General features: G+C 41.0%; 7 protein-coding genes and 1 tRNA gene. 4 read left to right on the forward strand and 4 right to left on the reverse strand.

What is annotated here, in order from left to right; genetic code table 11:
- Positions 1 to 752: 752 nt before the first annotated feature.
- Positions 753 to 1,517 carry an SDR family NAD(P)-dependent oxidoreductase gene (locus ACQP6D_RS09815; RefSeq protein WP_370469832.1) on the forward strand — a complete coding sequence of 255 codons (765 nt, stop codon included), beginning with the start codon at positions 753 to 755 and terminating at the stop codon, positions 1,515 to 1,517.
- A 988-nt stretch (positions 1,518 to 2,505) separates the two neighbouring features.
- On the opposite strand, the gene ACQP6D_RS09820 is transcribed toward ACQP6D_RS09815, so the two are convergent.
- From ACQP6D_RS09820 to phoB, 3 genes are all read right to left on the reverse strand, one after another.
- Positions 2,506 to 2,581: transfer RNA gene (locus ACQP6D_RS09820), tRNA-Lys, on the reverse strand.
- A 13-nt stretch (positions 2,582 to 2,594) separates the two neighbouring features.
- Positions 2,595 to 3,947: a phosphate regulon sensor histidine kinase PhoR gene (phoR, locus tag ACQP6D_RS09825; protein ID WP_427858082.1), complete on the reverse strand. Its 1,353-nt coding sequence runs from the start codon at positions 3,945 to 3,947 to the stop codon at positions 2,595 to 2,597.
- Positions 3,948 to 3,990: 43 nt separating this feature from the next.
- On the reverse strand, positions 3,991 to 4,677 hold the full coding sequence (phoB, locus tag ACQP6D_RS09830; protein ID WP_100141432.1) for a phosphate regulon transcriptional regulator PhoB: 687 nt from the start codon (positions 4,675 to 4,677) through the stop codon (positions 3,991 to 3,993).
- A gap of 1,072 nt (positions 4,678 to 5,749) precedes the next feature.
- Between phoB and ACQP6D_RS09835 the strand changes: the two genes are divergently transcribed.
- Together ACQP6D_RS09835 and ACQP6D_RS09840 are read left to right on the forward strand one after the other, a co-directional pair.
- Complete coding sequence (locus tag ACQP6D_RS09835; protein ID WP_427858083.1) at positions 5,750 to 9,364, forward strand: autotransporter outer membrane beta-barrel domain-containing protein; 3,615 nt, start codon at positions 5,750 to 5,752, stop codon at positions 9,362 to 9,364.
- Positions 9,365 to 9,673: 309 nt separating this feature from the next.
- Positions 9,674 to 12,988: an autotransporter outer membrane beta-barrel domain-containing protein gene (locus tag ACQP6D_RS09840; RefSeq protein WP_427858084.1), complete on the forward strand. Its 3,315-nt coding sequence runs from the start codon at positions 9,674 to 9,676 to the stop codon at positions 12,986 to 12,988.
- Positions 12,989 to 13,195: 207 nt separating this feature from the next.
- Here ACQP6D_RS09840 and ACQP6D_RS09845 read toward each other — a convergent pair whose 3' ends face one another.
- Positions 13,196 to 13,495 carry a hypothetical protein gene (locus tag ACQP6D_RS09845; protein WP_427858085.1) on the reverse strand — a complete coding sequence of 100 codons (300 nt, stop codon included), beginning with the start codon at positions 13,493 to 13,495 and terminating at the stop codon, positions 13,196 to 13,198.
- Between ACQP6D_RS09845 and ACQP6D_RS09850 the strand changes: the two genes are divergently transcribed.
- A complete protein-coding gene (locus ACQP6D_RS09850) occupies positions 13,494 to 15,032 on the forward strand; it encodes a YadA-like family protein (protein WP_267392081.1) in 1,539 nt (512 codons plus the stop codon). The genes ACQP6D_RS09845 and ACQP6D_RS09850 overlap by 2 nt on opposite strands.
- Positions 15,033 to 15,238 lie beyond the last annotated feature (206 nt).

The raw sequence follows: 15,238 nt of genomic DNA on the forward strand, positions 1-15,238 counted from the left end.
TAACACAATAGTCTATTTATCTATAAAATTTTGCATTCATTACATGCCTAAAAAAATTTTAATAAAATATACACAACCAAGCTCGAAAAGCTAGCCTCATTCTAACCTGTATGAATGGCATGTAGTAGATAAAGAAAATCAAACTTCAACTAATTATGTTGAATGATATCGTTTTGTTTTATACCCAAGCACTGATTCTTGCTGCTAAAGAAAGACGAGTAATCATATAGAAATAATATTAATAATCTTCAGGTCTTAATGGATGTCAATTATCTTTATAAATTCACTAACTGCTTCCAGAATATAACCACTTACTCTGATGCCTTGTTTTTTACACACTTTCCAGACTAGATGTAAACTCCAAATTATGCATTAATAAAATCATTAAACAACAGCATAGTCATAACTCCAAGCTTTATATCTGGCCTAATGCGCATCACTGATTAATGAATTTTATTCATAGGTGTAATAAATCCAAGTATCTAGTTTTACTCTTTATAATTCAGTATATTACAAATTATCCAGCCATCAATGCTCATCAACAAATATATGATGAGAATAGCTGAATATTAATATTATATTTGTATATTATTTTATACCTAAAAATCACGTTTTTAAAACTTAAGAACGATAAATTGGAATCTTAAAAACACAGGATGGCTACGAATCAACCTGCATATTAAAACCCATACTTTTAATGAGTTATTTACAACAATTAGTCACATCTTTAAATCTTAACCGGAGAAATAAATATGAATTATTCCTTTGATAATAAAGTTGCTTTAGTGACCGGTGCTGCTTCAGGTATAGGCCTCGCTACTGCTCGTGCTTTTGCAGAATCAGGTGCAACTGTCGTCCTTGCCGACATCAATGCAGATGCAGTAAACAAAGCTGCTCAGGATCTTGTTGCGAATGGATTTCAAGCAGAGGCAGTTATCTGCAATGTAGCTAATTTGGATGATATAGAGGCAATGGTAAAGCATATTATTTCTACCTATGGCCAGCTCGATATTGCGTTTAATAATGCTGGTATACAAAATATTTTAGCAGAAACTGCCGATGCCACAGCAGAGGATTTTGATCGTGTAATGAGTGTAAATCTGCGCGGAGTATGGGGATGTATGAAATATGAACTGATACAAATGCGCCAGCAGGGCAATGGCGTGATTGTAAATTGTTCATCCTTAGGCGGAATTCTCGGTGGGGCAGAACGTGCTAATTATCATGCTGCTAAACACGGAGTGTTAGGTTTAACCAAAAGTGCGGCATTAGAATACGCTACACGCAATATTCGCATCAATGCTGTCTGTCCCGGATTAATTCGCACGCCTATGTCCGAAAAAATGGCAGCATCTGGACAAAAGGAAGCATTAGATGCGATGGTTAAAACCGTACCGATGCAACGCCAAGGTCGGCCCGAAGAAATTGCCGATGCCGTGCTATGGCTAGCTAGTGACTGTTCCTCTTTTGTTACCGGACAATCCATCTCAGTCGATGGTGGCTTAACCATGCGCTAATACGATTAACAATAAAATGGCCGAATAGGAGTAGCAAGTATGCCAAAATATAATCTGATTTTTGTGTTCGGTTAACAGTCAGTACAGTTATATTATAATTTTTCTGCGAACTAGGGTACAGGAATCAGCAACTGACATTGATTCCTGTATCAATTTAAAAAAATAAAATTAGTATTTGTTTCTGATATTAAATATGCATTCAGAGTAAATAAGATATTCTCTCATATTTTTTATAACTTTAAACAATATTGAGGAAAATCTACTAGCAATCCAATACTCTATCAGTCTAATTTATCTACTTTAAAGTGATAATTTAACCAGTAAGCATCATCTTCCAATATAGCATTCTTATTGCAACGACTTAATATATTACGCGATGAAAATATCAGGTATTAAAACAAATGAAATACAACACTCAATTTGTATTCAAATTCAGCTTAATCGAAAATCCAGAACATAACAGTAATTATTTTACAGATACAAAACAAAATTCTGTATTTGATTGTCAGTATGCATACCCTACAAAAAACATTTATACAAAATAATGTCTAACTCTTGCTTAGAAAGACTACTATTAATGGGTATAAAGCTTAAATTATGTATATTTTATTCAGAAAAACAGGCAGTTTATTCCTTAGTTAAATACTCAAAAACTAAAAAACATGTTTGTTAGCAACTAAACAACGCATGTTGGTAAATTAATATTACATTCACATACAGACTAAATCACGATTGAAAACAAAAATGAAAACAGTGCCTGCAACCAAAAGGCTATTAAAATAACAGAAAAAAATAAAGATGTGATCGAGGATAACACTTTAATTGTGTAAAAAAATATAAACAACAATACAGAATCGAAACAACCCTATTAGTGCAATAACAATTTGTAATTTAACTACTTAATGACAAAATATAGAGACACAGGCCAAGTTAGAAGAAAAATGGCAATAGCCATTTAAGAAATATTATAGAGAATATAGAAGAAAGATGGTGGGTCGTGAGCGATTCGAACGCTCGACCAACGGATTAAAAGTCCGCTGCTCTACCGACTGAGCTAACGACCCAAGAGCGCGCATTTTAGGCAGGAGTGTCGCTGCTGTCAAGTCCTTTGCTGATGTCCATCTGTGGCAGAACGGCACTAAACGTACTGCCTTTTCCCACCACACTTTCAATTTCCAATTTACCGCCATGTTCTGCCAAAGCATGTTTAGCAATTGCCAGCCCCAGGCCAGTGCCACCACTCTGGCGGGAACGGCCAGAATCGACCCGATAAAAACGCTCGGTTAGATGGGGAATGTGTTCCGCGGCAATACCACCTCCAGTATCGCTCACCTGAAAAATGGCCTGTTTAGCATCTGGTGCAACATCCTGACTCCATAGCCGGATGCTGATGGTTCCTTGAGGCGGCGTATAACGTACAGCATTAAATAGCAGATTACTGAAAGCATTATACAAATCCTGCTGAATACCATTCACCCATATATCCGACGCCAACTCAGAGATAAAAGAATGCTTCTCTGCCGATAAAAGCATTGCTTCATGCACCACTTGCTCAGCCAAAGCCGTCAGGCAGACAGGCTGTCTACGCGAAGAAATATCGGTCTGGCTTTCTAGACGTGATAAGGTTAATAAATCAGCCAGCAGGTTGCGCATACGCGCACCCTCTTTACTCATCAGTTCGATAAATGACTGCCGCTGCTCCTGTGGTAATTCGGGCATATCCGTCAGTGTTTCCAGAAAACCATTAATAACTGTCAAAGGAGTGCGCAGTTCATGTGAAACATTGGCCACAAAAGCGGTACGTGTCGCATTTAGCTGCTCTGCCGCTGTAATGTCCTGCGTGATAATCAGAGTTGCCTGCTCGTCAAATGGTGTGCGAATAATATTCAGTATTCTTGGTAAGCCGCTGCCATTTGCGTCAAAAGTAAGCTTGATATTGGCAAACTCAGTATCCTGCTCATGGAGAAACTGTTGAAAATCAGTTTTAGCGATTAATTCAGCCAAATTGCCATCAATATCCCGCTCGGTATCAAGATTTAAATGAATGGCTGCCATATGATTCAGCCACTGAATACGGCCATCCAGCCCCAGTATAAGCACCCCTTCGGGTATGGTTTCAGCAATACGATTAAACCGTAGTAAAGCCACTCCCAGCTTCTGCTTGCGTTTTTTACGGCTTTTGGCCTGTAGCATTAAAGTATTGAAAATAGTATTCCAAATACCAATACCTTGTGGCACATTACGAAGCTTTGGCCGTTCCAGCCAGCGTACGAGTTTAATTAGATGATACCAGTACCCCACCAGCCACAAGAAAAAAAGAATACACAGACTGATCACTACAGACTGCACACCACCAGTTAGCAGTGACAGCATAACAACCACAATCAGTGTAATCAGTATTAAATAAAGGTGACGACGCAGTTCTGGCATAAATAAATTCCATCCTGCCTGAAGAAAGATTCAGTATGAATGACTACAAGGAAAACCGATAGCCACTGCCACGTACTGTCTGTATCAGGTGCTCATAGCCTACGGTCTCGAGTCCACGCCTTAAGCGACGGATGTGCACATCTACCGTACGTTCCTCAACAAAAACATGGTCTCCCCATACTTGATCTAAAAGCTGGCTACGGGTATAGATTCTGTCTGGATGAGTCATAAAAAAATGCAATAATTTAAATTCACTGGGACCAAAAGCAACTGCCTGACCATTAACCCGCACCCGCTGCTGTACCGGATCCAGCTCCAGCCCTTGTATAGACAATGGGGTACTGGTTTTTTGTGGAGCCCGGCGGCGTAACAATGCATTGATACGCGCTATCAGCTCCCGCGGGGAAAAAGGTTTGGTAATATAATCATCAGCGCCCAGATTAAGCCCCTGCTCCTTATCCGTTTCTTCACCGCGTGCAGTAAGCAAAATAATCGGTAAATCACGGCTTCTGGAATCGCGGCGCAGCTGGCGGATAAAATCGATACCGGAAATACCCGGCAGCATCCAATCCAGCAGCAGCACATCTGGCAGTCTGGATTGTAAAAATGGCTGTGCTTCTTCCACACTAGGTACACATTGCACGGCAAATCCGGCCTGCTCCAGCGTAAATTGAATCAGAGTGGCAATGGCTGCCTCATCTTCTACTACTAGAACCATTACATCTGCCATATATTTTCCTGAGCGGATAAATTGTTACCGTGTCAGATTAGCAAATTAATCAGAAAATACAACCTATCAGCAAGAAAAAACCTGTGCCAGAAAAGATTCTGCTGCACAGGTTAATAATTGGAGTAACCTTTTTCATGCTAACACAATATCAGCGGATATTGCAGCAAAAATGCATAATTAAAATGACAATCCCCGCAAATGATTGCCGTCAAGCAGCTAAATTACATTTTAATATTTAATTATCAATCAGTTGATAAATTTGACAGAATGTTGTGAAACTGTCAGATAAATGCATTGCAGGCTGCCACTTGAGATTGAAAAACTTAGAAACCTTTACATGAAAGCAATAATATTTCAATTTTTTAGCTTAGTCAGAAAAATATTTTAAGACGTAAAAAGCCAGTATGGCGGATTTATACTACCCCATGGCAGAGTAGAGAGATTAGTTCCTGATAAATTATCCAAGCTGAGATTTGTATTTCAATAGCCGGTATCACAAATAACTAACCTATGCTTTAAGCTCCCAATAAATTAATACCCATAATCATCCCCTCGTCACTAAAAATTAAAATATGCTCAATAAAATCCATCATTCACACTAATATAATTAGCTATAATTTATTCAACTTGAATGATAAAAAGAGAAGCTAAGTGAAACTAATTTGCAACAGGTCTAAAATAAATAAATATTCAAAATTTTCTTATTTTGTATATATTTAGACATTTTTTACCTAATCAAACCAGAAATATTTTATTTTATTACCTCAGCATAAATAAAATACATATCTAAAAATCAGATACGCATATATTAAATTATTTAGCTAATTTCTTTTTCGCCTGCATGTATCATTTTCCAGTCACCGTACAGCTTCTGACCAATCAAAATTATCTCTAACACTATTTTTTACATCGTATAACAATACTTATATTAATCATAAAGTTAATTTTTTGACTTAGGTAATATTTTATAGTCGAATGAAATCCGAACTATATCTTATTCATTTTAAAGCCAGTTCTTAAGATATATGTCGTTAATACGAAATTATTATTAACCTGATTAAAGTTAATCAAAATGAATAAAATCTACAAGCTTATCTGGAGTGCGCAAGTACAGGCATATATAGTTACCTCAGAATTAGCCCACAAAGGAGGCAAAACAGCTACAGTCAAACTACTAAGCATCTTAGGTATTACTTTGGCCGCCCCCACTATAGCTCATGCTCAGTGCCTTATTACTTCTCCTGACCACAAAGCATGTACGATTTCACAGCAAAGCCTCCCGCATAACACCACCTTTGCGGACACAACTATTACCAATAATCTGATTGAAAATCGCGATCCGGCCAGCCAAACCATCAATACTTCTAATGATGAGCTGAACCAAACCCTAACCATACGCAATCAGACCGGCGCCGGTGATTTAACTGTCAATGCAAATAATAAAAATATCACTAATATCGATGCCAGAAACGATAGCAAAGGTGCCGCCTTCACCCTGACAACCACACAGGACATGTCCGGTTCCGATGTAAGAGGCATTTATATAGAACATAATGGTACCGATGTACATCTTTCCACAGCATCCATCCATAGCCGGCAATTGAAAGGCATTAGTATTAACAACAGAGGCACTGGTGCCACTATCATCAACTCCGGCAATACCATAACCTCTGATAACGATGATGCCATCTACGCAGTCAATGATCCGACCGCCACTGATGTGCAAATTACTGCCGGAGCCGTAACTGGGCATGGCAAAGGAATTTACGTAGCAAATAATGGTACAGGTTCAACAACCATTACCGTTAGTCAGGGTGTCGTGTCTGAAACAACAGATGGCATCTATGCTCACAATTCAGCCACAGCAAAAAATCTGACAACATACACAAATTCTACTGTTCATGGATACAGCAACGGCATCTATGCTGAAAACAACGGCAACGGCATTACATCAATAACCACTATTGGAGACGTAGAATCCCAAAATGGTGATGGTGTACATATCAACCACAACGGCCAGAAATTAACCCTCAACAGTAAAAATGTACAGGGCACCAGCAACGGCATTTATGCTATCAATTCAGGAAACGATTCCACCGAAATTACGTCCAGTGCAACCGTCAAATCCACTTCCGGTAATGGTATCTTTGTTAATAATGGCAGTAACACACGAGACCTAACCATCAGCACCAATGTCGTTTCTGGCTCTGACAACGGCATTTATGCAAGCAACAATGGTAGCGGTTCAACAGTTATCAAGAACAGTGCAACCATCACAGCAACCGAAAATACCGGCATCCGGATTGAAAACAACAATCAAACCACTGGATTACGCATCGAATCTCAACTTATTCATGCCGGAAATAACGGTATTTACGCCATAAATAATGGCAGCAATGCCACAGATATTATTTCGCAGGGAGAAGTGACCGCTACGAAAGGCTACGGTATCTGGGCTGAGAATGGCAATAAAACCACCGATATCAATATTATACAGTCAGGTGGCAAAATCACCGGAGGTATCAGTGGCATCGAAGCACGCAATTCCGGTACCGGCAATACCTTAATCACCTTGGCAAACCAGATAACCGGTGGCTCCGGCGCAGGTATTATCAGCCATGACAAAGCCGGTAGTACCACTACTATCACGCTTAATACTGGTAGCCGCGTTTCCGCTACATCTGGGCTAGCAATCAGCGATGAGGAAGGTAATGCCAATGTGACACTAAAAAGTGGTTCTACTGTCAGTGGCCGAATTGAATTGGGTAATGGCAGTGATATCCTCAACGTAAACCGTGGCACCAACATCAGTGAAATAACGGTTATGGATGGTGGCGATGATACCAGCAGCAATGATGGCATGATTGATACATTAAATATTAATCAGACATTAACCGGTTCAACAACAGGCACCAATAATGGTGTAGCCGGGAATATTGCCATTCGAAACTGGGAGAAAATCAATCTGGCACAGAATAGTACACTCAATCTAAGTGGTGATTTGAACACAAATCAGCTCAATATCGGTGACGGCACAACCATCAGACTCATTCCTGACCTTAAACAAGCACGCATTGAAGGTGATGTATTAAATTCAGGCTACATCAACCTGAACAGCACCTACACCGGAGACAATCTTACTATTGGCGGAAATTATCAGGGTAATAACGGCAAACTTATTCTCGATCTAAAACTTAATTCTGCCCAAAGAGATAGCAATACTCCAGACAATACTGCCGACAAACTCATCATTCAGGGCAATGCCTCAGGTAACACCACCATCAGATTTGACAAAGTCGAAGGATTGGGTGGAGATACCGGCAACACCAATGGTATTGAAGTTGTCGAAGTAAAAGGAAGCAGCACACAAGACGCTTTTGTACTGAACGGTAATCGCCTGAGTGCAGGAGCTTATGAATACCATTTATTCAAAGGCGATTTACAACAAAACGGCAACAACTGGTATCTGCGTTCGCAAAAACAAACCAATCCTTCAGATGGTGGTGGCACTGGTGGTGGTACTGGCGGCGGCGGTACTGGTGGTGGCGGTACTGGCGGTGGTGGTACTGGCGGTGGTGGCACTGGAGATGGCGGTACTGGCGGTAGTGGCACTGGGGATGGTGGTACTGGTGGTGGCGGTACTGGTGGTGGCGGTACTGGTGGTGGCGGTACTGGCGGTGGCGGTACTGGTGGTGGCGGCACTGGTGGCGGCACAACCGTTAAACCATCTAAACTCAAACCACTGTATCGCAAAGAAGTGCCATTACTGGCTACAGTTGCTACACAGTTACGACAAGCAGATAACCTAATGCTGGCTAATATGCATCAGCGTATTGGTGCCACACCCATACCTGAAGAACGCATGAGCTGGGGTAGAGTTCTTGCAAACCGTACTGACATTCAGCAAAACGGTCCGGCCGAAGGCCGCAGTACCGGCAATTATGCTGGTTTACAACTTGGCAGTGATGTCTGGACAGGTAATGGCTGGCGTATCGGTGGCTATATAGGCTATCTACATGGCAATCTGGATGTAGATGGCTTTGCCAGCGGCGTAGATGACAAAGTAGGCAAAAACACCACCAAATCCTATTTTATCGGTGCTTATAGCAACTATACCCGTACCGATGGAGCTTACGCTGATTTTGTATTACAGGCAGCACGTCATCGTGCAGACATCAAACCGGATTACAATCCTATTAGTAAACAGAAAGGACACGGAATCACCGCTTCAATAGAAATAGGCAAACCATTTACACTGGCCAACAGCAACTGGAAAATTGAGCCGCAAGCACAGATTATTCATCAGTGGCTGGATCTAAATGATAGCAATATCAGTGGTCACACCTCAGTAAGTCAGGAGCATAATAATGCGTGGTTATTCCGTCTTGGTGGACGTTTAGCAGCAACATATCAGCTCAATAAAGGCTTAATACATCCATATGCACGGGTTAATTTCTACTACTCACCTGATGGCTCAGACAAGACCAGCTACCGAACCATATCCACAACAACCACACTTAATGCCGGTGCCTCACATCGGAGTACAGAGCTCGCCCTGGGTGGCACGTATGACATCAACAATACTGTAAAAATTTATGGAGAAATCGGCCATACTTGGTCAAATGGAGGCAATGCCAAAGTAAAAGTACCCGTCAATGCTTCAGCCGGCTTAAAAATTGACTGGTAACCCCAACGCTCCAGTATTACTTTTAGCATTATATAAACAACCACCTTAATCTATAATTAAGGTGGTTTCTATTAAATATAAAATAATTATTCAATAAAAAATATCTGATAAATAAATCCCTTTATTTTTTATTCTTCTTGTGAAGAATCCTCCACAGACAAAATCATCCAATTCATATAACAAATATTCTTTACATTCATTGATAAAGTGTTGTTTTTAGGTAATATTAGTTTGTTTTAAACTTTTATTATATATTTTTGTTAATTCAATGGATTACAATAGATTACTTTTTATTTGGGAACTAGAGCAATGAAAAGTAAACACCATCCCATCTGGAATAATCAGATCCCCTCCTCAACAATAACAACATATCTAAAATCCGCACTTGGACAAAAAACCATCGCTGAATTAACTATTCTATCCTTTTTACTGATCTGTCCCGAAATCATTTACGCTGCCTGTCAGATTCAAAATTTAGAAACAATGACATGCGCAACAAAACCCATTGCAAACCAAACACCTTTTACATTTCGTCTTCAGAATACAGATACCAACGTTTCTGAATCTGATAGCAATGATAATCAAAAGAAAGCAATCAATAAAACCTTCAGTGGAATCGTAAGCGGCGCAACTTACGCAGAAAACAATCAGGCAAAACGCACGGAACGAATTGTCATCAACAACCGCTTTAACTCGTTAATTATTGACGAATCCAGAGATATGGATATCGGTCAGTATGACAGCGGCCCTGCTGTACAAGCAAACAATTACGATACAGCAACTAACATAGATATCAAAACCCAAAATATTACCAATCAAGGTGATGGCTTAATCGTCAATAATGAAGGTAATGGTTTCACACATATCAAAACAGGAAACATTAACGCAACTGGCACCGCTATTGCCGTCACAACAGGCGAATTAGCACAGGACATATCTATTGATACACAAAATATTCAGTCCAGTGAAAGTAGTAATGTCGTCACAGTACAAAACAGAGGTAAAAATAGCTCCATCAGTATCAAAAGTGGCAACATATATTCTAGTGACCAAAGCAGCATCGGTATAACCGCTGAAAATCAGGAAAATACAAAAAATATTCTCATTCAAGCCAAAGACATTAATACCGGCGTAGGTATAAATGCATTTAATAACGGAACAGGTTTTACCACCATCAATACAGGAAACATCACAGCTGAGCAAAATGGCATCAACGCCACAAACGGCGACAACACACAGCAATTAACAATCAATACCAAAAATATAAGCGCAAGTATTGCCATCAGTGCTATGAATAGTGGCAAAAATTCAATTTTTATCAATACAAACGGCAATGTAACCGGTAATCAGATGGATGGCATTAACGCCATCAACATCGGTACTGCAAAAAATATTAATATTAATCATTCAGGCGGTACCCTCACCGGAGCAAACAATGGCATCAATACCGTCAATATCGGTACCGGAGACATTAATATTGAAATTGCTGGCAATGTTAAAGGCGGCAACGACGCCATCATAGCTCAAAACAGCGGCAGCGCTAAAGACATCAATATCGATCAGATTAATGGCAACATATCTGGTGACCTGAATGGTATCAACATCATCAATAATGGACTTGGAAACATCCGAATAAAAGCAAATGGCCAAATTCAAGGTGATATAGGATCCGCAATCAATATCAGCGGAAAACCCAGTACAACAACTAACATCTTTTTAGATAAAAATGCCGTAATAAAGTCAAATTCAGGTATTGCCATACAAGACGATAACACCAATACAAACATTATCCTGAATAATGGAGCCAAAGTCAGCGGACAAATACTACTTGGCGACGGCAATGACACCTTCACCATAAATCAGGGCGACACCAGCACTATTACAGTTCTCGATGCGGGTAACAAAGATACCAATGGGCTAAACGGTAATGGAGTGAAAGATATAGATATACTGAATATCAACGGATGGCTTACTGGTTCCTCAAGCAGCGAAGGAAAAGAAAACGATACAGCCCTTCGCAACTGGAGCATCATCAACATCGGAGGGAAATCCCAGTCACAAACAGACAGCACACTAAATCTTACTGGCGACCTAACAACCAATCAGCTGAATATCAATCGCAGCGGAAAACTAACATTTAACGGATTTTCCGCAGAAGCATCCTCAGACCATAGCCTGTCTGAACCTCATTCCATCATCATCAACGGCAATGTTACCAATGCTGGCATCATCAGCCTAGGTAACAAGCATACTGGAGATAATCTTACAATCACTGGTGACTATAACGGCGCCAAAGGCACACTCATCCTCGACACCGAGCTGAATGATGATAAAAGTATTACCGATAAACTAGCCATCAGCGGCAATGCCTCAGGCACAACCACTATACGGATTAACAATATCAAAGGTCTCGGCGCCGACACAGGTAACAGCAAAGGTATTGAAATTATCAGTGTAGCCGGCACCAACATTACGGATGCAGAAAATGAGCCTGTATTCACACTGACTGGCAGCCATGTCGATGCCGGTGCCTACGAATACCGATTATTTAGTGGCGATCAGACCAGAGAAGATAGCAACTGGTATCTGCGCTCACGCATTAAAGACACACCTAAGCAAGATGACAAAACCACCATAGTAAGTAATCACCCTGATAACAAACCAGTCATCACCAAACCAACCTACCGCAAAGAAACACCGCTTAACTCTTCAACCGCTGCACAACTGCTTCAAGCTGACAGCCTTATGTTGGCAAACCTACATCGCCGTACAGGCACCACACCAACAGCAGAACAACGCAGAAGCTGGGGACGAGTAATAACAAGCCGTACTAATATTCGACAGAATGGAACCACCAGTCCACATACCAGCGGTCACTATAATGGTTTACAAATGGGCAGCGATATTTGGAACAATCCTCACTGGCATACAGGGGGATACCTCGGGTATCTGAACGGTCATCTGAATGTAGCCGGTTTTGCCAGCGGTATAAATGGGAATGTAGGTAAAAACGATATTCAATCTTATTTCCTGGGCGCCTACAGCACCTACACCAGCAATACTGGCAGCTATCTAGACATCGTTTTACAGGGCGCACAGCATCAGGCAGATATCAGGCCTACTGGTAATCAGGCCAGCAAACAAAAAGGACATGGCATCACAGCATCAGTTGAAATAGGTAAACCTTTTACAATCGGCCACAGCGCATGGAAACTGGAGCCCCAGACACAGATTATGCGCCAGTGGTTGCACCTGAATGACAGCCAGATAAGCGGAAACACAACCGTCAGCCAGAACGGCAATAATGTTTGGCTGTTTCGTATCGGTGGCCGCATGCATGGTGATTTTCAGTTTAATAAAGGCATATTCCATCCCTATGCACGAATCAATTTTATCTATTCACCGGATGGCGACGATTACACTACTTACACTACTCGTACAGCATCAACCACATTAAATACCAGTCTGGCGCATAGCAGTACTGAAATGGCGATTGGAGGCAGCTACGAAATTTCCAATAAAATGAGACTTTACGGAGAATTTGGCCATACAAAATCTAACGGCGGAGATGCACAGATAAAAGCCCCTTTTAACGGGTCTTTGGGATTCAAAGCTGAATGGTAATATTTATAATGATATTATCATTAATAATGAATAATCTGTTTAAATAAGCATTCAGCATAACAAGTCTAAGAAATCCAAAATAAAAATTAAATTCCATCTGAAAAACAGACATTAATGGACGATAATATTGCAAATAATCAATATTATATTAATCAATCGAAATAAATAAAACACAACACCTCTAATCAAATATTTCGATATAAAACTTTAGAGCTTAATACTCACAACATTAATACAAACCGGAGAAATCACCATGAATACACAACCGAAATCCACTTTGCGCCCATTGATATTACAAATAAGCCTATCCGCTTTATTATGCCTATCAAATAATATTTTTGCTGCAATCGGAGATACAGCAGCTGCAATAGATGCTTGTGAAAACAATGTCACCCCAGCCCAAAACCATACTTTACCAACAGAAGTAGGCAATATTGCAATAGGATGCGCAAGTTTAGCGGCAAACGGCTCAGATAAAGAATCTAAATTAGTGAAGGGGTGGGCCATGGCAGAGAGAAACAATCCTTACAACAAAATCAGTGGCAAAGATTATGGAAGCAGTGCAGCAATAGGATTTGGCGCATACGCCTACTCTCCTTTTACATTAGCACTGGGAAGTCACGCCAAAGCGTCTGCAAGCTCTGCAACAGCCATAGGTCCAGAAGCATTATCATCAGGTAATACATCGCTGGCTATCGGCCGTCAAGCCGCAGCCATTGCAGACTTTGCGCAGGCTATTGGAAATGTAGCCGCAGCCACAAATAAAGGAACATTGGCTATCGGACATTCCGCAACAGCAACCGGCTTTCGCTCCATAGCCATCGGTTCAGCCAATATCAAAAATGTTTCGACAATTGATCAAGATGTAAAGTTTCAGTCCGAAGACAACACCCTATCTTCAGGTGAGGACGCCATTGCTATGGGTAGCGGAGCACAAGCCGCAAAAGATTACACCTTGGCACTGGGTGCATTTTCTAAAGCCTTAGCATTGGATTCAATGGCAATAGGAAAAAATGCTCAGGCAATAGCAGATAATGCCATTGCCATCGGCAATGGTGCCTCTGCAACCAAAACAGGTGGCACTGCGCTAGGCATGAACGCCAGAGTCTTAACAGAAAACAGCATCGCCTTAGGTATAAATTCCGTTACCAGTGGTGCATTAGGCGATGCATATCTAACCAAACAACCCCTTTCATCAGTCAGGGGAGTAGTCTCCATTGGCACACCAGAACAACTACGCCGCATCCAAAACGTAGCCGATGGCGCTCAAGACAGCGATGCAGCCACCGTTGCTCAGCTTAAAGCAGCAACTAGCTCCGTCATAAACACAGGACAATTAGATCACATATTGTCTTTAGCAAAAGATTATACTGATCATAAAATTAGTCAGGTCACAACTGTATCCAATCAAAATCCAGCTAACATCAGCAATGATATTAACAAACTGAATAATGGCAGCGCGGGTATGTTTCAGGTAAACCAAAACGAGACAACTACCGCACCACAACCATCTGCTCCAGGTTCTGTAGCTGGTGGCTCAGGAGCCGTAGCCTCTGGCAACCACAGCACAGCAATCGGCAATCATGCACAGGCCAGAGCAGAAAATTCTGTGGCACTGGGCGAAAGTTCAGTGGCCACCCGCAATAACAGTGTCTCAATTGGCAGCGTCGGCCACGAGAGACAAATCAGCAATGTAGCAGCCGGAGTTGCAGACACAGATGCCGTTAATGTAAGTCAGATGAATCATGCACTCAATAAAATCGGCCACAATATCAGTCACCTGAATCGTAAAATCAATGATATTGAAGATAACTCAAATGCAGCTATTGCTTCTGCCATCGCTATGGCTAATCTGCCGCAGCCGATGAATGCCGGTGATGGTGGCCTCACAATGGGCTTCGGCACACATCGTGGTGAATCCGGCTATGCTGTCGGTTATTCTGTGGCCAGCAATAAAGGAAGCTGGGTTTTTAAAGCAGCGGCTACAGGCAACACTCAAGGCAAATTTGGAGCAGGTGCGGGCGTATTTATAAAGCTGCACTGATAAATAAAAATTATCGTGCAGACGGCACTTTATACTCAAAGTGCCGTTTTTTTTATTAATTAAATCCATCGCAGCATGAAAACGCCTCAAAACAAAGTAGGAAATAGCTGAATATTATTAAGTTATACTAAAAATAAAAACAAAGAGTAAACAGGGTAAACAACGCATAGACGTAAATTACTTCAGTAATGATTCATTTTAAATAA

Source organism: Snodgrassella sp. CS2, assembly GCF_050310315.1.
GTDB lineage: Bacteria > Pseudomonadota > Gammaproteobacteria > Burkholderiales > Neisseriaceae > Snodgrassella > Snodgrassella alvi_E.

Excerpts from the sequence above, each read along its gene's own strand:
- ACQP6D_RS09850 (WP_267392081.1), top strand. The coding sequence starts at position 13,494 with ATGGCAGAGAGAAACAATCCTTACAACAAAATCAGTGGCAAAGATTAT.
- ACQP6D_RS09815 (WP_370469832.1), top strand. The coding sequence starts at position 753 with ATGAATTATTCCTTTGATAATAAAGTTGCTTTAGTGACCGGTGCTGCT.
- ACQP6D_RS09845 (WP_427858085.1), bottom strand. The coding sequence starts at position 13,495 with ATGGCCCACCCCTTCACTAATTTAGATTCTTTATCTGAGCCGTTTGCC.
- phoB (WP_100141432.1), bottom strand. The coding sequence starts at position 4,677 with ATGGCAGATGTAATGGTTCTAGTAGTAGAAGATGAGGCAGCCATTGCC.
- ACQP6D_RS09835 (WP_427858083.1), top strand. The coding sequence starts at position 5,750 with ATGAATAAAATCTACAAGCTTATCTGGAGTGCGCAAGTACAGGCATAT.
- ACQP6D_RS09840 (WP_427858084.1), top strand. The coding sequence starts at position 9,674 with ATGAAAAGTAAACACCATCCCATCTGGAATAATCAGATCCCCTCCTCA.
- phoR (WP_427858082.1), bottom strand. The coding sequence starts at position 3,947 with ATGCCAGAACTGCGTCGTCACCTTTATTTAATACTGATTACACTGATT.